18 protein-coding genes are annotated in these 19654 nt (G+C 51.2%); 6 read left to right on the top strand and 12 right to left on the bottom strand.

The window, feature by feature from the left end; genetic code table 11:
* Nucleotides 1–52: 52 nt before the first annotated feature.
* From EDM52_RS19320 to EDM52_RS19280, 9 genes are all read right to left on the bottom strand, one after another.
* Complete coding sequence (locus EDM52_RS19320; RefSeq protein ID WP_122910581.1) at nucleotides 53–1843, bottom strand: M3 family oligoendopeptidase; 1791 nt, start codon at nucleotides 1841–1843, stop codon at nucleotides 53–55.
* Between the two features lie 206 nt (nucleotides 1844–2049).
* Nucleotides 2050–2997 (bottom strand): MBL fold metallo-hydrolase, encoded by a 948-nt coding sequence (locus tag EDM52_RS19315; protein WP_122910580.1) that lies wholly within the window; start codon nucleotides 2995–2997, stop codon nucleotides 2050–2052.
* Between the two features lie 35 nt (nucleotides 2998–3032).
* A complete protein-coding gene (locus EDM52_RS19310) occupies nucleotides 3033–3284 on the bottom strand; it encodes a hypothetical protein (RefSeq protein WP_122910579.1) in 252 nt (83 codons plus the stop codon).
* Nucleotides 3285–3336: 52 nt separating this feature from the next.
* Nucleotides 3337–3495: a cadherin-like beta sandwich domain-containing protein gene (locus tag EDM52_RS19305; RefSeq protein ID WP_122910578.1), complete on the bottom strand. Its 159-nt coding sequence runs from the start codon at nucleotides 3493–3495 to the stop codon at nucleotides 3337–3339.
* A 458-nt stretch (nucleotides 3496–3953) separates the two neighbouring features.
* The gene (gene mobB, locus EDM52_RS19300) at nucleotides 3954–4433 is read right to left on the bottom strand and encodes a molybdopterin-guanine dinucleotide biosynthesis protein B (protein WP_122910594.1); all 480 of its coding nucleotides are present in this window, start codon (nucleotides 4431–4433) and stop codon (nucleotides 3954–3956) included.
* Between the two features lie 30 nt (nucleotides 4434–4463).
* Nucleotides 4464–5723 carry a molybdopterin molybdotransferase MoeA gene (locus tag EDM52_RS19295; protein ID WP_122910577.1) on the bottom strand — a complete coding sequence of 420 codons (1260 nt, stop codon included), beginning with the start codon at nucleotides 5721–5723 and terminating at the stop codon, nucleotides 4464–4466.
* A gap of 48 nt (nucleotides 5724–5771) precedes the next feature.
* Complete coding sequence (locus EDM52_RS19290; protein ID WP_122910576.1) at nucleotides 5772–8120, bottom strand: FdhF/YdeP family oxidoreductase; 2349 nt, start codon at nucleotides 8118–8120, stop codon at nucleotides 5772–5774.
* A gap of 214 nt (nucleotides 8121–8334) precedes the next feature.
* Nucleotides 8335–8700 carry a Na-translocating system protein MpsC family protein gene (locus EDM52_RS19285; protein WP_122910575.1) on the bottom strand — a complete coding sequence of 122 codons (366 nt, stop codon included), beginning with the start codon at nucleotides 8698–8700 and terminating at the stop codon, nucleotides 8335–8337.
* 50 nt (nucleotides 8701–8750) lie between these two features.
* The gene (locus tag EDM52_RS19280; RefSeq protein WP_122910574.1) at nucleotides 8751–10025 is read right to left on the bottom strand and encodes an L-lactate MFS transporter; all 1275 of its coding nucleotides are present in this window, start codon (nucleotides 10023–10025) and stop codon (nucleotides 8751–8753) included.
* A gap of 404 nt (nucleotides 10026–10429) precedes the next feature.
* Between EDM52_RS19280 and fdhD the strand changes: the two genes are divergently transcribed.
* The gene (fdhD, locus tag EDM52_RS19275; RefSeq protein WP_122910573.1) at nucleotides 10430–11230 is read left to right on the top strand and encodes a formate dehydrogenase accessory sulfurtransferase FdhD; all 801 of its coding nucleotides are present in this window, start codon (nucleotides 10430–10432) and stop codon (nucleotides 11228–11230) included.
* Nucleotides 11231–11253: 23 nt separating this feature from the next.
* Here the strand turns inward: fdhD and mobA are convergent, their stop codons facing one another.
* Nucleotides 11254–11877, bottom strand: a complete 624-nt coding sequence (gene mobA / locus EDM52_RS19270; protein WP_122910572.1) for a molybdenum cofactor guanylyltransferase — start codon at nucleotides 11875–11877, stop codon at nucleotides 11254–11256.
* Nucleotides 11878–12073: 196 nt separating this feature from the next.
* Here mobA and EDM52_RS19265 point away from each other — a divergent pair, with 196 nt between their 5' ends.
* From EDM52_RS19265 to EDM52_RS19245, 5 genes are all read left to right on the top strand, one after another.
* Entirely contained in the window at nucleotides 12074–13894 is a 1821-nt protein-coding gene (locus EDM52_RS19265; protein ID WP_122910571.1) for a sigma-54-dependent Fis family transcriptional regulator, read from the top strand.
* Between the two features lie 126 nt (nucleotides 13895–14020).
* Nucleotides 14021–15097, top strand: coding sequence for an ABC transporter ATP-binding protein (locus tag EDM52_RS19260; protein WP_122910570.1), 1077 nt, complete (start codon nucleotides 14021–14023; stop codon nucleotides 15095–15097).
* Nucleotides 15094–16008, top strand: coding sequence for a spermidine/putrescine ABC transporter permease PotB (potB, locus tag EDM52_RS19255; protein ID WP_122910569.1), 915 nt, complete (start codon nucleotides 15094–15096; stop codon nucleotides 16006–16008). Before EDM52_RS19260 ends, potB begins: the two co-directional genes overlap by 4 nt.
* On the top strand, nucleotides 16009–16788 hold the full coding sequence (locus tag EDM52_RS19250; RefSeq protein ID WP_122910568.1) for an ABC transporter permease: 780 nt from the start codon (nucleotides 16009–16011) through the stop codon (nucleotides 16786–16788).
* Between the two features lie 23 nt (nucleotides 16789–16811).
* Nucleotides 16812–17891 (top strand): polyamine ABC transporter substrate-binding protein, encoded by a 1080-nt coding sequence (locus tag EDM52_RS19245; protein ID WP_122910567.1) that lies wholly within the window; start codon nucleotides 16812–16814, stop codon nucleotides 17889–17891.
* A gap of 75 nt (nucleotides 17892–17966) precedes the next feature.
* Here EDM52_RS19245 and EDM52_RS24795 read toward each other — a convergent pair whose 3' ends face one another.
* Both EDM52_RS24795 and EDM52_RS19240 read right to left on the bottom strand, forming a co-directional pair.
* Nucleotides 17967–18134, bottom strand: coding sequence for a hypothetical protein (locus tag EDM52_RS24795; protein ID WP_183185198.1), 168 nt, complete (start codon nucleotides 18132–18134; stop codon nucleotides 17967–17969).
* A 34-nt stretch (nucleotides 18135–18168) separates the two neighbouring features.
* Nucleotides 18169–19647: an aldehyde dehydrogenase family protein gene (locus EDM52_RS19240; RefSeq protein ID WP_122910566.1), complete on the bottom strand. Its 1479-nt coding sequence runs from the start codon at nucleotides 19645–19647 to the stop codon at nucleotides 18169–18171.
* Nucleotides 19648–19654 lie beyond the last annotated feature (7 nt).

Genomic DNA, 19654 nt, shown 5'->3' with positions numbered 1-19654 from the left:
AAAAGAGCCTGACAGCACATGCCGCAGGCTCCAGAAATTCTATCCTCATTCGTTATTTTTCTTCAGTCAGGCTCAAGAATTCATCGATATCGGCTACCGCCAGGTCCACCGCTGACTGCCAGAATTCCACAGTCGTCATGTCTTCGCCCATATGCTTTTGTGCCAAGTCCTCAACCCGCATCCGTCCTGTATCCTGCAGCAGAGCGTCGTACTTGGCCGCGAAGCTCTCACCTTCCTGCAATGCACGCGCATAGACACTCATGCTGAACAGATAGCCAAACGTATACGGGAAGTTGTAGAACGGATACCCGGTAATGTAGAAATGCAGCTTGGAAGCCCAGAAATGCGGCTCGTAATCAGCCAGTGCATCGTCGTATGCTTCCTTTTGCGCATCCAGCATCAGCTGATCCAGTTCGGCTGCACGCACCAGGCCCTGTTTTCGCTTCTCATAGAAGTTTTTCTCGAACAGGAAACGCGCTTGAATGTTCATGAAGAAGGCGATCACGGATTGCAGCTTATCTTCCAAAAGCACCAGTCTTTCTTCGTCACTGGCTGCATTTTTTACCGCTGCATCGGCCAGAATCATCTCAGCAAACGTCGATGCCGTCTCAGCCACATTCATTGCGTAGTTTTGCGTGAGCGCTGGCAGATGCCACATTACCTGCTGGTGGTAAGCATGTCCCAGCTCATGAGCAAGCGTCGATACATTGCTGGCATTCCCTGCATACGTCATGAAAATGCGGGATTGCTGGCTGACCGGAAAACTGGTGCAAAATCCGCCCGGTCTTTTCCCAGGGCGATCCTCTGCCTCAATCCACGCCTCATCAAAAGCTCTTTGGGCGAATTGGGCCATATTCGGATTAAAGCGCCCGAAGTGCTCCACGATCATGGCTGCCGCTTCGTCATACGAAACCTTTTTGGTTTGAGAACCTACCGGAGCGCCTACATCCGCCCAGCCCAGCTTTTCTACTCCAAGCAGCTTTGCTTTACGATTCAGATAAGCGACTAGCTTATCTTTGCGATTGTTGATCGCCTGCCACATCGCATCCAAGGTCTTCTCCTGCATGCGGCCAATCTCCAGCGGCTCGCGCAGGATGGAATCCCAGCCACGATGGCGATAGAGCGCCAGACGAAAACCGCCGAGGTGGTTGAGCGCCATTGCACACAGCTCTGTTTCCTTGCCCCAGGCTTCCTGCCATTTGGCAAATACATGCTCGCGTACTTTGCGATCCGGATGCGACATCAGATTGGCCGCTTGGCCGACTGACAAGTGCTTCGTCTCGCCATCCAGCTCTACTTCGATGCTGATACGTCCAACGATCGTGTTGTACAGATCTCCCCAAGCGTGATAGCCGTCAACAGCTAGGTCACTGGCGAGTACCTCCTGCTCTGCGGGCAGTTTTTCCTTTGCTCTGCGGCGCCGTTCCTGGAGAGAAAAAGCGATTGGCTGGAGTTCTTCTTCAGTCAGCAAAGCACTCCAGTTCTCTTCGTCTATGGCAAGCAAATGCAGCTCCCAACTGCTAAGAGCTGCAGAATACGAGGCCGAAATGGTTTTCACTCGACCATTCAATTGTTTGGCTGATTCGTCTTTCACATTTTGCGCGGTCAGGCAAGAGATGAATGCACCAGCCTGCTTAATCCGAACAGCCAAACTCTGCACCAGCGAAACGACATGCAGGAATGTCTCTTTGTTCTCCAAATGGAGATCTGCTTGTGCTACCTGTGCCTGTAGAGCAGCGATATCTGTTTCCAGCAAACGAAGAAAGGAGGCAAACTCCTCTGATTCACTTCCTCCTGGAAAGATCACATCCAAATCCCATCGTTGCGGCAATTGATTTTCCATTTCCTTCACCTCAGATCCACATTCTTTCCTTTAAACTTTCCTACACGATAAAATAATTTCTTTACAAATCTACGTAATCCTGCCTGTCTAGTATGCGAAATGTTTGTGCAGATGAACCTGCATCGAGAAGCGTTGTTAATGGCGGTTTTTTTGGGTACTGAAAAAATGACCCCCGATGCATGGCATTCAGGAGTCCTTTCATTCGCCTATTCAACTAAGGGCAGGATCACAGTGTCCCCTATTTCTTTCGTCAGAATTCTGCCTTGTTGTGTATCTGCAGCAGCCAGCAGCCGTTGAATCGGCTCTTCCACCGGTTCTCTGGACAACACAAACGTATCCCAGTGAATCGGCACCATCCACCGTCCGCCACTCTCCAAAAACATCTGCCATGCCTGCTCCGGTGTACAATGTGCCTGCTGATAGGAATCAGGCTTGTAAGCGCCGATCGGCATAAAGACGAGATCAATACTGCCATGCTTTTGAGGGAGATCTCTCATGGAGAGATAGGCTGTATCTCCTGGGTATAGAATGCTTACCCCGTTCTTTTCAATCAAATAGCCTTGATAGCCGTAATTTGTATTCCAAGGGTAGCGATTGCCCCAATGTCGGACCGGAATCGCCGTAATCGTTAGACCTTGTGAGGTTTGTACGCGGTGACCAGGCTCCATTTCCTCTATATTGCCAAATTTCATTCGTTTGATCAGCCTGCTGGTGTTCTTCGCTGTAATGACATACGTCTTCGGATCAGCCAGCTGCCTCAGAGTCGGCAAATCGATGTGGTCCATATGTGCATGCGAAAGCAAGATCAGGTCAATGTTGCCTATCTCCTCACGCGTTAATGCAGGAGGTGTAAACCTTTTTGGCCCAATGCGTCCAAGGCCCGGTACGCGTACTCCCAATCCCTCACTCAATACGGGATCCGTTATGATTTTCACACCATACAGATGAAGAAGAATCGTCGAATGGCCGATCCAGGTAAATGTCACTTCATCCTCTCGCCATTCAGACGGTCTAGGCTTGTGATCCAGCTCTCGGAAAGTCGCTTTAGGCAATTGCGACATGTGAAACCAGTAGCCATATAGAAAAAATCCGATCAGTCCAAGAAAAAGGACTGCAACAATGGCACCAATCCAGGCAAATAAAGTAAATAGCATGCAGCAGCTCCTTTACCAGTACCGAAGTTTCTTCATTATAACAAACGACCTTGTGTAAAGCACAAGAGCATACGGTGGAAACTTGCACTTTCAAAAGAAAAGGGCATATTTGATTTTTCCGTAATGGTGAATACAATTCGTTTTTGAAGCTGGATCAGTTCTGCAGAATCCCCCAGCTTTTGCTGCATGTTTTGGACCAGGGCCAAAAACTGGTCAAGTTGCTTTTGATCCAGCTTGTCGATGGTACGGCCACGTTCGATTTCAAAGACAGCTGTTTGCTCCAGCAATCCTTGGACTTTAATCGTATAGGTTTGTACCGTCCCATCCTGTGCGGTTACCTCACGTAATCGTAATGGTATACGTTTTGGTCGTACCGTCTTGCGCTGTGACGATGACCGGGATCGAATTCGCCCCTACGTTCAGCTGTACTTCTCGGGCTGTGCCGCTCGTCGCAGCAGCACCGTTCACTACAGCCGTCTGGAGAAGTGTACAGGGCACCCCTTTCCCCTACTGTGATGAAGGAATTCTTCCCATAGGTAATACCCATGTAACGAACACTCTGATCCAAATACCAGCTAACGCCAGACATATCTTCTGGATTACTGCCGTACGCACGCCAGCCTTTTTCTCCAACAGCAACGATCTTGTCTAGGTCTGGATTGTACGTGATAGCATGAAACTTCTCCTGCAATCGCCCCATTCTCGAGCTTAAAAGAATAGACGGCATTTGGTTGAAAAGGCAGGGGCATGGGGCTCCAGTTTCGAACTGTTTCAATTCTTCCACATCCTCACCCTAAAAAGTCACTATCTGAATGAGTATAAGGAATCGAAGGAATATCCGAAACTACCGAAAGTTAACCGATTTTTTTCAAAGGTTAATCTGCTGCTTGCAAGCTTCCTGCAAACAAAAAAACAGTTCGATAAGGAATATCCCCCTAGTCGGAACTGCTTTTTCGTTACTTGTTTCTTTTATTAAATAGAAAGCTCGCAATCTCGCTTGCATCATCGATCGAAAAATGCGGGAAATCCCCGTACCGCCCATCCTGCCAACAGACAATTCCCTCCACATGGGTTAGCCTTCTCACAAGCTCTTGATCCTCGTTCTTCCGTATAAGAACCAGCTTGGGATACGCTTCTTGCTTGAAGCCTTCCACCAGAACCAAATCGGCTCCCGCCTGCCCCATCCGTTCGATCAAAACAGCCAGCGGAAGAGGACGTTGCTCGATCATGGCTGTCTTGGTCTGCGAGGTGATCGCGACCAGGGATGCACCTGCCTCCCGATAGCGCCAGGTATCCTTGCCAGGCTGGTCGATCTCAAAATCGTGTCCTCCGTCATGCTTGATGACCCCAACACGCAATCCCTTTTGTTCCAACAGCGGAATGAGCTTGGTTAAAAGGGTCGTCTTTCCGCTGTTGGAGTACCCTACCAGCTGCATGACTATAGGTTGGTTGTAATTTGACACCGCCTACACCTCTTCTCGCCAGCTCGGTGCAGCGTGGACGATCACTTCCACCAGCTCTCCGGCCTGCTTGCCTTTGCCGCCAGCGGGTATGACGATCAGACACTCGCTGTTTTTGAGCGTCCCCAAATTCCCTGCCTTGTCATTGAAATCAGGCTGAGCCAGTAAAAGTCCGTCTTTTGTGGCTAATCTGCCTCTCAGGTAACGCGGATAAGGACAAGGTTTTTCATAGGAAATCCCCAGCTTAGCCTTGATCGAGCGATGTGATACAATCGGTTGGCCACCTTGACGCTGCAAAGCAGGACGGGCAAACAGCTCAAAGCCGACGAAGCAAGCTCCCGGATTTCCCGATAAGGCAAGTACGGGTTTGCCTGATAACAAGAGGCTCGTCGTCGGGCTTCCCGGGCGCATGGCGATTCGGTTGAACAAAAGCTCTACGTCAGGGTCATCGACCAGGGAAGCGATAACGTCATAATCGCCTACCGATACACCGCCACTGCTCACCAGCATATCGACCTCTTGGATATAAGCTGTCAGCTTTTCTTTTGCCCCTGCCAAATCGTCCGGCAGTACCGGATATTGTACGGGGATTCCCCCCGCCTCCGCGATCAGCGCAGACAGCATGGTCGTATTGCTGTTGCGGATTTTACCCGGTGTGAGTGGTTCCTCGATTCCGACCAGCTCGATTCCTGTAGAAAGTAGTCCCACACGAGGCTTGCGGATGACACTGACCTGCGTATAGCCAAACGTCGCCAAAATCGCCAATGTTCCCGCATTGATCCGCTCCCCTGCTTTGGCCACCACCGATCCCATCGCGATTTCTTCACCGCGCCGGGAAATGTTTTCACCAGCTCGCATCACCCGTTTGACGCCTACGACCTCCGAGATCTCACCCGGATTTTCGGTTTGCTCAAACATAATGACCGCGTCAGCGCCAGCAGGCATCATCGCTCCTGTCATAATTCGTGTGGCACATCCCGCTTCTAGAGGGATTATCGGTACCTTTCCCGCAGCGACTGTCTCCACGACTCGCAGACGAACCGGTTGTTCTACTGTAGCATGAACAGTGTCCGCGGCTCTCACGGCAAATCCGTCCAGTGGCGAGCGGTCAAAGGGCGGCATATCGCAAGTGGCAACGATGTCATGAGCCAAGATCCTTCCATACGCCTCTTTGATCTGTACCTGCTCCTCATCCAGCGTTGTCAGCTTATCCAATAGCGCTTGCAACGCTTCCTCCACCGTCTTCATTTGTCGCGAAAAACGCATTTCTGTTCCTCCTTCTGTCTTCTCACCAGGTCGCCTATTCATCCGTAATCAGCCCACGCTCACATCGAGATCTTCTATCCGTTTTTCTACATAATTAAGATCCTTGTTCGCGTTAAACGAATCAGCCTTCTCGACTTTGACTGCCGTGTTGTACTCCGGAATACCTGCGTACATCTCGTATACGCCCTTTGGGATCAATACGTTCCCCTCCGGCCAGTAGACCTGGATATTCCCACGCTTGGTTGCTTCGTATTTGGCTCGCCCCTGGAACGTGCCATGCCTGTTGTACACGACGACATTTTCACCCTCGGCAATCCGCAATTCCTTGGCATCGTCCGGGTGGATCAGAACATCGTAGCGATCTGCATTGTTGAACGGATCGGTACTGCTGTACACCATCGAGTTGAACTGCTTGCCTCGACGCGTCGTGACATAGAAATGCCCTTCAGGCTTCGTCAGATCAGGCACCTCAATCGCAAGCAAATTGGCTCGCCCATCGGCTGTAGGACACACGCCGTCTTCACACAGCCAGGCACCGCCCCATTGGAAGACGTCTCCCCTGTTCTTCAAATGCTGTATTCCATCGTAGTTTGGATTTGCCTTCGCAATCTCATCACGAATCTCTTGCGCCGAAGAAAAGTGCATCAAATGCTTTTTCTCAGGATTGACGCGTGCAGCCAAATCTACGTAGATTTGCCACTCCGCCCGTGCCTCCTCAATGCGTGGGCCTTCGATTTCTGCGCTGAAGTAGACCATTCGCTCTGTACTGGTGGAGGTTCCTCCTCCCGGTTGCTCGTAGCGAGTCATCGCCGGCAGGATAATCACCTCTTCCTTGGCATCAACCAGCGTGGAGGTATTGAGAATAATATCCTGATGCACCCGAAGCTCCACACTCTCCAGACATTTCTTCATAAAATCCGGGTTTGGCATCGTCTCCAAAAAGTTGCCGCCACTGGTATAAAACACCCTGGTTTTGCGTTCATGTCCTTCAGGCAAGAGAGCGTTTTCAATACTAATCCCGACGATATCCCCCTGCCATTTGGGAATCTGAAAGCCCCACAGCTTTTCTATTCTCGTCCAGCTTTTTTCTTCAAAATCACCGCCTGGCAGGCTGAATGGGTCAGCTCCCATTTCACCAGAGCCCTGAACCCCTGAGTGTCCGCGAATCGGCATCACACCGCAATTCTTTCTGCCCAGGTACCCGCGCAGGACCGCCAGATTCGCCACTTGCGAAATATTGTCCGTTCCAAATCGATGCTGGGTCAAACCCATGCTCCAGACGAACACACCAGATTTGGCCTTTGCCAGCAGCACGGCAAATTCTTTCATCCGTTCGCGCGTGAGCCCTGATGACGCTTCGAGCTTCTCCCACTCCTGAATCATGACATGCTTTTTCAACTCCGCCATCCCATTGGCATGCTGCTTCACAAATGCATGATCAATCGCAGATCCGGGCTGAGCTTCCTCCATTTCAAACCAATGCTTCATGACTCCGTTCATAAAGGCGATATCCCCGCCGATGTTCACCTGATAAAAATCATCGACGATTTTGGTTCCAAACAGCGCACTGTCCGCTACAGACGGAATCCAGTACTTTTCCATCGCAGGCTCTTTGTAAGGGTTGATCAAAATGATCTTGGTTCCGGCTTTCTTGGCTGCGTACATGTATTTGGTGGAAACCGGCTGATTGTTGGCAGGCACAGAGCCCCAGAAGACGAGCACATCCGTGCCGATCCAGTCCTGGTAGTTGCAGCTGGAGGCGCCTATGCCCAGTGATCGTTTCAGCGCAGTCTTGCTCGGCGAGTGGCAAATGCGAGAGGCGTTATCGATGTTGTTGGTGCCGAGAAAACGAGCCATTTTGGCTGCGGTGTAATACACTTCGTTCGTGATTCCACGCGATGTCAGAAAGAATGCGAGCTGTTTGGGGCTAATGCCCTTGATTTTTTTGGCGATCCGATCCAGTGCCTCATTCCAGCTGATCCGACTGAATTTGTTTTCTCCCGGTTTGCGCGACATCGGATACGGAATACGGCCCAATTGTCGCAGCTCAACGCTGGACATTTTTTGCAAGGCACTGACGTCCTCAAACCACTTGGGCTCAATAGCCGGCATCGTGTTGAGGCGCAGCACATTGAGCCGCGTCGTACACAAATGGGGGCCTGTCAGAGTCTGATCGTACAGACCGGATACTCCGAGAGCGCATCCGTCGCAAACACCTTGGGTCAAAATCCGGTACGCGTAGCCGAGATTATCTCGATTTTCGTACACGACCTTCATCGTATCGCGAATGTGATGGGGTTTGATCTTGCCGAGTCCCATCGGCATCAATGACGCCCACAGGCTCGGCTGCCAAGAAGTATCCAGCTTGATCGGACCCTCATGTTTCGTTTTTCCCATAGCTCATACGCTCCTCGCGCTAGATTTGCCTACTCCACCTTTTCTTTCACGCTGAACTAGAAAAAACCACCATGAAACCGTCCCCCTCCCCCAGGATAAGAGCGTGTTCACGGTGGTTGTCTACGGCAGGTTCGCTACCTAGTCTCAACGTCGTGTCTGTGTTTTGCGAAGCCCGTTATCTAACCGGTGAACAGGGCCGCTGCTTCGTCTAGACTCAGGGTTCGTTCTTGAACTTCTTTTCAATGTCCCGATCAAAAACGAAAATGGACATCCCGAAATCACGTTCAATGTCAATATCGAGGAATAATTCGACGAATTTTGCCCCCAGGAACTCCTCCATGTCTAATGGTTGGTTGTTGCGGTACATTTCCTTGACCATCTCGGTCCGTGCCGCACGCAAGGTCTGCTTTCCGTCTTCCCAGGTAGCAATAAACTTTTCCACCGGAGAGAGATTGCCCTCCATTTCGCAAATCGCCCAGTTCTTGCAAAACGTGGTGTTGATCTTGCTAGGTCCCTTTCCCATATGACGCTTTCGGTACGCTCTGACCAGATTGCTAAATTCCGCTTCGTATTTATTCATCGTGGCAAGTCACCTTTACTTCTTCATTCTTATTATGACTTTACCATTGATCAACTTGCGAGTTCAACTGAGTTTTCTTTCCGTTTGGCTTCTTCTTGCAGTTTTTTAAGGTCAATTCGGATGACCAGAGAGATTACCAGTGCAACGACGAACATCGCTGCGAATACTGTCATCGTTCCGGTATAGCTCTGGGTGGTGTTGCGAACCCACGCTGCAAAAATCGGACCAGCAAGACCAGCTGCAGCCCATGCAGTCAGAATGTATCCATGAATGGCTCCGAGCTGCTTGGTACCGAACAAATCACCAATGTATGCCGGGATTGAAGCAAAGCCTCCACCGTAACAGGTCATGATGATGAACATTGCCACCATGAACAGGATCGGGTTCGTCATATTTGGCAACAGGAAGAACAAAACAGCCTGGATCAGGAAAAATGCCGTATACGTATTCGGACGTCCAATGTAATCGGAGAGAGAGGCCCAACCAATGCGTCCTCCACCGTTGAAAAGTCCGTTCAGTCCAACCATCAGCGCTGCTGTTGCGACAGACATGCCAACCATTTCTTGCGCCATCGGAGACGCGACAGAGATTACCGCAATTCCACAAGTCACGTTGATAAAGAGCATCAGCCACAGCAAGTAAAAACGGCGTGTTTTGACCGCTTCATTGGCAGTCAATTGGCACAAGTCCTTCTTGATCTGCTTTTTACCTTCTGCTGCATCTGCAGAGAAGCCGGCTGGTACCCAGCCTTTTGGAGGCGGAGCCAGATATTGAGCAGACGAAATCATGACGACAAAATAGATGATACCCAGGATAAAGAACGTATTGGCAATACCTACGCTATTAATCAAGAAGTTCATGATCGGGCTGGCTACCATCGATGCAAAGCCAAAGCCCATGATTGCAAGACCTGTAGCCAAACCGCGGCGGTCAGGGAACCATTTTACCAGTGTAGATACAGGAGTGATGTAGCCAACCCCGAGACCAATTCCGCCAAGTACACCGTAGAAAACGTACAAAAGCGGCAGACTTCCAAGGTTGATGGCCAAGCCAGAACCTACGATCCCGGCTCCAAAAAAGAGCGAAGCCAGAATACCCGCTTTGCGCGGACCGTGTTTTTCTACGTAGTGGCCTAGAAACGCCGCTGACAATCCTAGAAAGAGAATAGCGATACTGAATGCCAGCTGAATTTCAGCCAAATCCCAGCCAAATTGCTGCTGGATTGGTTTGGTAAATACGCTCCAGGCGTACACCGAACCGATGGAAATGTGAATCCCGACCGCGGCCAACGCAATCAGCCAACGGTTTTTCACCTTTTGCTCCATAAAATTCATCTCCTTGGTATAAGTTCTAAGAGTGCCCTAGAGCATCTCTTGAAAAAAAGAAAAACTGCCGGGTTCATCCATTGGCTGTATGTCAAAAGACATGGATACAGCCAATGGATGAAACACAGCAGTTAATCATCAGCAGGAACGCTACATCAGCATCAACAAGCAAGTGTTTACTATTCATTTCAGATTGGCACAAAAGAACCGGCGACAGGGTCGCTATCCCGCGTCAATTTGTGTCCAATACATGTAATAATCATGAAAGTATTGTGACAACCCAAACCTCAAATAGTATACTACCATGTAAGCGTTCACTCGACAATATATTCTCGAAAAAAATAAGTTGGTATATAATCAAAACCGCTTGCATTCCATTTCACTCTAGCTTCAGGGAGGTAAACATGTCAGACCTGACCAAAACGATCCGCAGATCTGTCCTCAAAATTTCAACTGACCAGCACGGTTGGGAAGAGGACGAAATTGTTACGGAGTACCCTCTCACTATTTTTTTGAACGACGAGGAATTTGCCACGATCGTCTGCACGCCGGCAGATTTGGAAGAAATGGTCATTGGCTTTTTGGCTGCCGAGGGTGCCATTAAGCAGTACGCTGAGATCAAGCAGCTCACGATCGACGAGGGGCAAGGCTTTGCCTACGTGGACCTGCATCAGGAAACCATCCTGTCGCAAAGCTTTTATTCCAAACGCCGCATCACCTCCTGCTGCGGCAAGAGCAGACAGTCCTTCTACTTTTTCAGCGACGCCCGCACAGCCAAGGCTGTAGAGGAAGGCATCACAGTCACACCTGTGCAATGCATGAGCCTGATGAAGGATTTGCAATCCTCCTCCGGGATTCACCGCCAGACAGGAGGCGTACACAACGCAGCACTCTGTACACCGGATGGTGTCGTCCTGCAATATTCAGACATCGGACGCCACAATGCGCTGGATAAAATTTATGGAGAATGTCTGCGAAAAGGCATCTCGACTGAGGACAAAATTCTCGTCTTCAGCGGGCGCATTTCCTCCGAGGTATTGCTGAAAGCGGCCAAGATCGGCGCTTCCATCATCCTTTCGAAGTCAGCCCCTACTGAGCTCGCCCTGCAATTGGCAGAAGAGTTGAACATCACGGCTGTAGGCTTTATTCGCAATGACAAGATGAATGTCTACACGAACGCCCAGCGCATCCTGCTGGACGCCTAGCTCATACGGGCAAGCGGGACTGCTTATCGCGGTCCCGCTTTTCTTTTCCTCTCTTCCTCGATGGCCATCTGGTATTCCTCAGGCGTGTTGGCATTGAAGACAGCCCATGGATCAAGCAGGCCAGCAGGCGTTTCATGCACACGCAGCTCAGCCAAGGTACTCATCAGCCGCAGCTGCTTTTGCCGCAGGGCATCCTCCCAGAACAGCTGTGTCCTGCGATGATACAAGGCCACAAGAGGATGAAGCCTTCCTTGCTCCTGCACCGCAATGACATCCCAATCCTGCACACCCTTCGCATAATCGAGCAGTCTATGAATCTGTTCTCGGTCCATAAAGGGAAGATCGCAGGAGAGGACGAGCAGCACCTCTTCCGTCGTTCTTCGAAAAGCAGTGACCAGACCGCTGACGGGGCCAGCTGAAGGAACTGCATCCGGAACAATCGTCACACCACGATAATGCGTGATATCTGCTGGCAGCTGTTCAGGATGATTGGAAACGATGAGGCAAGACAGTTGACACGCTGTCACTTCTCTTGCAAGCTCGGAGATCATGGAGCCTCCCCTCCAAGGCAGCAAATCTTTGGGACGTCCCATTCGGCTGCTCTTCCCACCTGCGAGAATGGCTCCACCAATCAACTCTTCTCTCATTTTTTTCTCCTTTTCACGTATAAAGGCTAGTCGCGTTTCCCCACTATCTTTCTCCTAACTCTTTCCCTACTTCCATTCACTTGTCAAGTGTGTTATTTTTTAAATATTCTCACAACTGAAAAGTCAGCTGCTGCTTCCCTGCTTTTTCTTGCAAGTATGCCTGTGCCACTTTTTCCATTTGTAGGAGGGTATAGCCTTGAGTTTATTACGCGACTTTCAGGAAATCACGCAACAAGTAGCAGAGGCGATTTCTGCCGCTTTGCAGATTGAGACCGAGATCGTAGACGATCAGATGACGATCATCGCAGGCACAGGATACTACGAAAAACGGATCAACAGCAAAGAAGAAGACGGGCAGATCGAAGCCGGGTACCTGTACGGCAGAGTCATCACGACCAATCAGCCCTATTTTATCGAGGATGCCAGGAACGATCCTCACTATGATCCCTCCGTGCTGCAAGGAATCACCCAAGAGCTGGCCGAGCTGTGCTCCCCGATCCAGTACAAGGGACAGGTGATTGGAGTCATCGGACTCATCGCCTTCAATGAATCCCAGCGACACCGACTGATCCACAACCGATTGGCCTACCTCACTTTCCTCCAGCGCATGACCGAGCTTTTGACGAGCAAAATCGCCGAACAAGAAGCGTGGAATCAATGGAAAAAGACGTTTGTTCAGCTGGAGACGCTCATCGAATCCATCCCCGAAGGCATACTGGCCATTGACGAAAACGGCATCATCACAACCTGCAACATGACAGCAGAACAGCTCATCCAGAAGCAAAAACACGAGCTGATCGGCACCCCCTTGCATGCCATTTGGCAGCATTCCCCTATGCTGCAGGTTCTGTCCAGCGGAATCGGCTACATCGAGCAGGAAGAAATCTATTCACTTGAAAATCACGACATGCATTTCATCGTCACCGCCCGCCCCATCCGGGTCAACAGCCGTGTCGCCGGCGTCGTCGCCTCTTTTCGCAGGATGGTAGACATGCGCCGTCTGGCTTACGTACTGACCAATGAACATAAAAACCTCTATTTTTCGGAAATGCAAGGTAAGAGCCGCGCTCTCTCACTCGTCATCAAGCAAGCCGAACAGGTAGCGAGGGGTACTTCCAACATCTTAATCACGGGTGAAAGCGGCACTGGCAAAGGGATGCTGGCTGCTGCGATCCACTCCTCCAGCTCGCGCCGCACGGGTCCATTCATCATCGTGAACTGCGGTGCAATTCCGGAAGCCTTATTGGAAAGTGAGCTGTTCGGCTACGATGCCGGAGCCTTCACCGGGGCCAAGCGCGAGGGCAAAGCCGGCAAATTCGAGCTGGCTGACGGCGGTACGATTTTCCTCGATGAGATTGGCGACCTGCCCCTCCATCTGCAGGTCAAGCTGCTGCATGTCCTGCAATCCAAGCAGGTAGAGCGTGTCGGCTCCAACAAGCTGCGTCCCGTGGACATCCGTGTGATCTCGGCGACCAACAAAAACCTGGAGGAGATGGTGAGTGACAAGGAGTTTCGAGAAGATCTGTACTTCCGTCTCAACGTCATTCCGTTGCATATGCCGCCACTGCGAGAGCGCTCAGATGACATCCCGCTTTTACTGGATTACTTTTTGGCCAAGTACAGACAGCTCTTCAATCATCCCGTCCTCGATTTCACACCAGAGGTCAAAGCTGTGCTGCGCCACTACCACTGGCCAGGCAATGTTCGCGAGCTGGAAAACGCCGTAGAATACGCCGTCAATATGGAAACCTCTCCCTACATCGGTCTGGAAAGCATCCCTGCACGCATCAGACAGCACCAAAGCATCAGTGCGATCGCCACTCCAGGAGAAAGCGAGCTCCCGCTTAAAGAACGAATCCGACGTCACGAACGACAAATCCTCTCCTCCCTGCTGGAACAGCACGGTCAATCTCTGGAAGCCAAAAAGCATATCGCCGAAAAGCTAGAGATCGGACTCGCTACTCTGTATCGCAAGCTGGAAGGGCATAAACTTCTCAATGATGAGAAAGTTTTCTAGTTTTCAAGAAATGGAGAATGGCTGGATTGACTGGTTTGCGCGCTTTTCCGGTTGGAAAAACCTTTGCTCACGTTGGCATTATTCTTGCTAGTCTTAATTTTCAGACATAGGTAAGGGAGGATTCTCATGAGTGGTCTCATGGTAAAGCTGCAGCACCTGGTGAAGCAATTTGGTACTCAGACCGTAGTCCAAGATCTGTCCCTCGATATTGAGAAAGGGGAATTTCTCACTCTGCTGGGACCAAGCGGGTGTGGGAAAACGACCACCCTGCGGATGATCGCCGGTTTTGAGCACCCCACCTCTGGCGAAATCATGCTGGACGGTCAGTACGTTCATAACCTTGCCGCCTATCAGCGTGACGTCAATACGGTCTTTCAAAGCTATGCCCTTTTTCCTCATCTCAATGCTTATGACAACGTCGCATTTGGACTGCGTGTGAAGAAAGTTCCAAAACAAGAAATCGAGAGGCGCGTAAAGGATGCCTTGAAGCTGGTCCAGCTCGAAGACTACGCCCGGCGCAAGCCCGATCAGCTCAGCGGCGGGCAGCGTCAGCGCATCGCTATCGCACGTGCCCTCGTCAATAATCCGAAGGTTCTCTTGCTCGATGAACCGCTCGGCGCTCTCGACCAAAAGCTGCGCAAACAAATGCAGGTAGAGCTGAAGCATCTGCAGAAGCAGCTCGGCATCACCTTTGTCTTCGTTACCCATGACCAGGAGGAAGCTTTGACGATGTCGGACCGGATCGGCGTCATGAACCAGGGCTTTTTAGAACAGGTGGGGACCCCTGCTGAAATCTACGAGCGCCCTTCTACGCGCTTTGTAGCAGAGTTTATCGGCGAGACCAACCTGCTGAACGGAAAAGTTCGGTCTCGTGACCATCAGCATATGCTGATCGAATGCGAAGGGATGCAGGTAAAGGCACCATCAGCAGCCGTCACGGAAAATGAATCGGTCACGGTCGCCATCAGACCGGAAAAATCGGTGCTTTCTCTGGAACCTGCCCACGATGCAGAGGTCGTCTCGCTCAGCGGCAGATTGACAGAGCGGATCTACTGTGGAGGTTCTACCCGCACTGTCGTCACCCTACGTAACGGTCAACAGTTCATCGCGCTGGAAAAGACGGACCAGCTCCTGCCGGCAGCCGTAGGAGATGAATTGTTTGTTCACTGGCAGCCCAGCCACGGGGTGGTGGTCACGCGATGAACCCTCCGGTTATCGAAAGTGCTCCATCACCCGAGTCCCCGGCTAAACCAAAGCTTAAACGCCATATCGACTACGGTAGAGCCTGGACGATTGGGCCTGTATTTCTCTGGATGGTTCTGCTGTTCCTATTGCCGATGGTCCTTGTTTTTGCCGTCAGTTTTTTTACACGGAGCTCCTTTGGGGGTATCGAATTCCCTCTGACGCTGGAAAATTATACGCGCTTCTTTGACCCCCTCTACTTCAAGATCATCTGGATATCGTGTGTTCTTGCCTTTTTTACGACGATTTGCTGTCTCGTGCTGGGATATCCCTTCGCCTACATCATCGCTCGCTCTCCCATGCAATACCGCAACCTCCTGATGCTCCTCATCATCGTACCCTTTTGGACCAACTCTCTGATTCGAACGTATGCCTGGATCGTGCTTTTACGGACAGAAGGCGTCATCAATACCTTTCTCTTGCAGCTCGGACTGATTGAGCAACCGCTCTCTCTGTTGTACAACGAAACTGCCGTCCTGATCGGCCTTGTCTATACCATGCTCCCGTTCATGGTGCTGCCTCTGTACGCTTCCATCGAAAAGCTGGATCGATCACTCCTGGAAGCATCCAAGGATTTGGGAGCCAAGCCCTGGCAAACCTTTGGGCGTGTAACACTGCCGCTCACGACCCCAGGTATATTGGCTGGTTCCCTGCTGGTCTTCATCCCGTCACTCGGCCTGTTTTTCATCCCGGATCTGATGGGCGGAAGCAAGACCATTCTGATCGGCAACCACATCAAAAACCAGTTCCTGACTGCCCGGGATTGGCCCTTTGGATCAGCCAGCTCGATCATCCTCATGGTCCTGACGCTGGTGTTTATCGCGGTGTACATCATGATTACCAAAGACAAACAGGGAAAGGAGCTGGTGTAAATGCGCTTCTCACTGGGAAGCAAGCTTTCCTTTCTCTACGCGTCCCTGATCTATCTGTTCCTGTATATGCCTATCGCCATCCTGATCCTTTACTCCTTTAATCAATCCAAGCTCAATGCGGTCTGGACAGGCTTTACCTTTGACTGGTACCTGAAGCTGATGCAGAACTCCGAGGTTCTTGAGGCGATGAAGACGTCACTGGTCGTGGCACTAATCAGCACCATTGCGGCCACCATGATTGGCACTCTCGCTGCCGTCGGGATGTATCGGTATCAATTTCGCGGTAAGACAGCGCTGGATGCTATGCTCTACCTGCCGATCGTCATTCCGGAGATCGTCATGGGCATCTCTTTACTGGCCCTGTTCTCCCAATTTGAGATTCCGCTTGGCTATTTCACCCTGATCGCCGCCCACATCACCTTTTCCATCCCATTCGTCGTGGTCGTCGTACGCGCTCGCCTGGCTGGATTTGACCGAAGCATCGAGGAAGCCGCGATGGATCTCGGCGCGACTCCTTGGGAGACCTTCGTCAAAGTCACGGTGCCCATCATCGCCCCCGGTATTCTGGCGAGTGCGCTCCTAGCCTTTACCCTATCGATTGATGATGTGATTATCAGCTTTTTCGTCGCTGGTCCATCCAGCTCGACTCTGCCCTTGAAGATCTTCTCGATGGTCAAATTCGGAGTCAGCCCCGAGATTAATGCCTTGTCTACCTTGATGTTAATCGTCACCTTATTTCTGGTCATCATTGCGGAACGCATCCGCATGAGGAAAAATTAGAGAAAGCTTACAGGGGGGCCAAAATGGTAAAGAGTTGGAAAAAAACCATCGCGTATTCTGTAGTAGCCGTAGCGTTGGCTGTGACTGCTGGCTGTAGCTCATCCTCCACTTCAGGTGGTACAACAGCAGACGGGCTGGACAAGGAACTGAACGTATTCAACTGGTCTGAATACCTACCCGAAGCCGTGATTAAAAATTTTGAAGAAAAGCATGGGGTCAAGGTCAACTACAGCACCTTCTCCTCCAATGAGGAGATGCTGGCCAAGGTTTCTGTCGGCAAAGGCATTTACGATCTGACAGTTGCCAGCGATTACTACATTCAACCGATGGCCAAGGAAGGGATGATTCAACCCCTTGATCTGAACAACATTCCCAACTACAAAAACCTGGCCGCTGAGTACATTAACAAGGACCACGATCCTGGCAATCAGTACAGCATTCCTTACATGGGAAATACGGTATCGCTCGGATACAATCCGGACAATATCAAAACAGAAATCACAAGCCTAGCTGACTTGTGGAAACCGGAGCTGCAAAGACAGATCGTGATGGTAGACGACCAGCGCTTTATTCTCGGCATGGTACTGAAGACACTTGGTTATTCAGGCAATGAAACCGATCCTGCCAAGCTGGAGGAAGCCAAGCAAAAAATGCTCGCGTTGATGCCCAATATCAAGGCTTTTGACAGCGACAGTCCCAAGACCTTGATGGTCAATGGCGAAGTGAACGTCGCCTTCGTGTGGGGCGCGGAGATCGCCTTGGCCCAGCGTGAAAAACCGCAATTCAAAACCGTGCTGCCCAAGGAAGGCCTGATGATTTCCTTCGACAACTTCGTCATCCCTGCCGGCGCCAAACACAAAAAAACAGCGGAGGCCTTCATCAACTTCCTGCTGGAACCGGAAATCAGTGCCGAAATCTCGCAGTCCTTCCCATACATCAACCCGAACAAGGCCGCTCACCCGATGATTGACAAGGAAATCATGAGCAACATTGCCATCTACCTACCTGAAGAAGAAATGAAAAAGGTAGAGACGGTAATGGATATCGGTGACGCAATCAAGCTGTACGACCGCGTCTGGTCTGAAGTAAAGAGTTCTCAATAATGAAAAGCAGAAGCCAGGGCATCCCCGGGCTTCTGCTTTTCTTTGCTTACAATTCTAAGTCAATGTCATCGACATTTACGCCGCCCTGGTCGGCATTTTGCGCTCCACGGTCTGCCATTTTACCGCCTTGATAGGCATTCTGACCGCCTCTGTCTGCTGCTTGACCTCCTTGGTCCGCATTTTGGCCGCCCGTACTAGCCGCTTGTCCTCCTTCATCAGCAGCGTTACCTGATGGATTTGCATAAATGTAGATATAAAATGTGATTCCGTCATTCTCTTAATTGCGAAACCAACCACTCGGCTGTACCTGCAGATTCACATTGATCTGCTTGACCTCTGTGTACGCCTCATAGCCGAAGGTCCCTAGCTCGCGTCCGATGCCGCTCATCTTGTACCCGCCCCAAGGCGCTTCGTTGAAAGTAGGATGATACGTGTTGATCCAGGTAATTCCTGCCCGCAGCTTTCGGATGACGCGTTGCGCTTTTGCCCCGTCACTGGTAAAAACCGCTCCAGCCAAACCGTATTTCGTGCTGTTAGCCAGACGGATCGCCTCCTGCTCTGTCGAGAATTTCTGCACGACGAGGACCGGACCAAAGATCTCCTCCTGCACGATTCTCAGATCATTGCGATCGGCCGCGAATATCGTGGGCTCGATGTAGTAGCCATTTTCTCTGCCTTGATCTGTCAGTCGATTTCCTCCGCAGAGAAGCTGCGCTCCTTCGTCACGTCCGAGTTGGATATAGGAAAGCACCCGCTCCATATGCTCTGCTGAGATCAGTGGCCCCATTTCCGTCTCGGGATCGGCCCCGTCGCCTACTACGATTTTTTGTGCACGCTCCACCAAACGAGCGACGAATGGCTCGTAAATGCTTTCCTCCAGAATCAGCCGGGAGCCAGCGGAGCACACCTCCCCTTGATTGGCAAAGATCGCAAACAGCGCATAATCGACGGCGGTCTCAAAATCAGCATCGGCGAAGACGATATTGGGTGACTTGCCTCCCAGCTCCAAGGAGAGCTTTTTCACCGTGTCTGCTGCATTTTTCATGATGGCGATCCCGGTCTCGGTGCCTCCGGTAAAGGCTACCTTGTCTACCAGCTCATTGCGGGAGATCTCATCTCCGACGACGCTTCCCGGTCCCGTGACCAGGTTGACTACTCCAGGTGGAAATCCGGCCTGTTCCAAACATTCAAACAGCATGATGGTCGTTAGTGGCGTCAGATCAGCCGGTTTCAAGACCAGGGTGTTCCCGGCTGCCAGTGCGGGTGCCACTTTTTGCGCGTTCATCACCAACGGGTAGTTCCAGCAGGTGATGGCGCCTACGACACCGATGGGCTCGCGAACGACCATCGCTTGAATCTCATCCGGGACATCATAGGTCTGTCCCTGCGGTTTGGTGCAAAGTCCGGCATAGTAACGAAACTGGTTGACAGCATCCGTCACGTCATAGCGGGATTCACGCAATGGCTTGCCGTTGTTGCGGGTATCTGTCTGGGCAAACTCCTCTGCGCGCGCTTCGATCAGATCCGCTACCTTCCACAGCAGCTCGGCCCGATCCCGTGCTTTGCTCCCCCCCCAACCGCCTTCATCGAACGCATAACGCGCTGCCTCGATGGCTCGCTTCGTGTCTTCACGCGTTCCTTTTGCCGCCAGGGCGATCACCTTACCATTTGCGGGATTGCGTACCTCAAACGTTTCTCCTGAGGAAGAAGCGACCCATTCCCCATTGATAAAAAGTCGGTTTGCCTTGTGTGTCATCAGCCAA

This window comes from Brevibacillus invocatus, assembly GCF_003710915.1.
Classification (GTDB): domain Bacteria; phylum Bacillota; class Bacilli; order Brevibacillales; family Brevibacillaceae; genus Brevibacillus; species Brevibacillus invocatus.
This window is presented reverse-complemented; position numbering and strand designations above follow the sequence as displayed.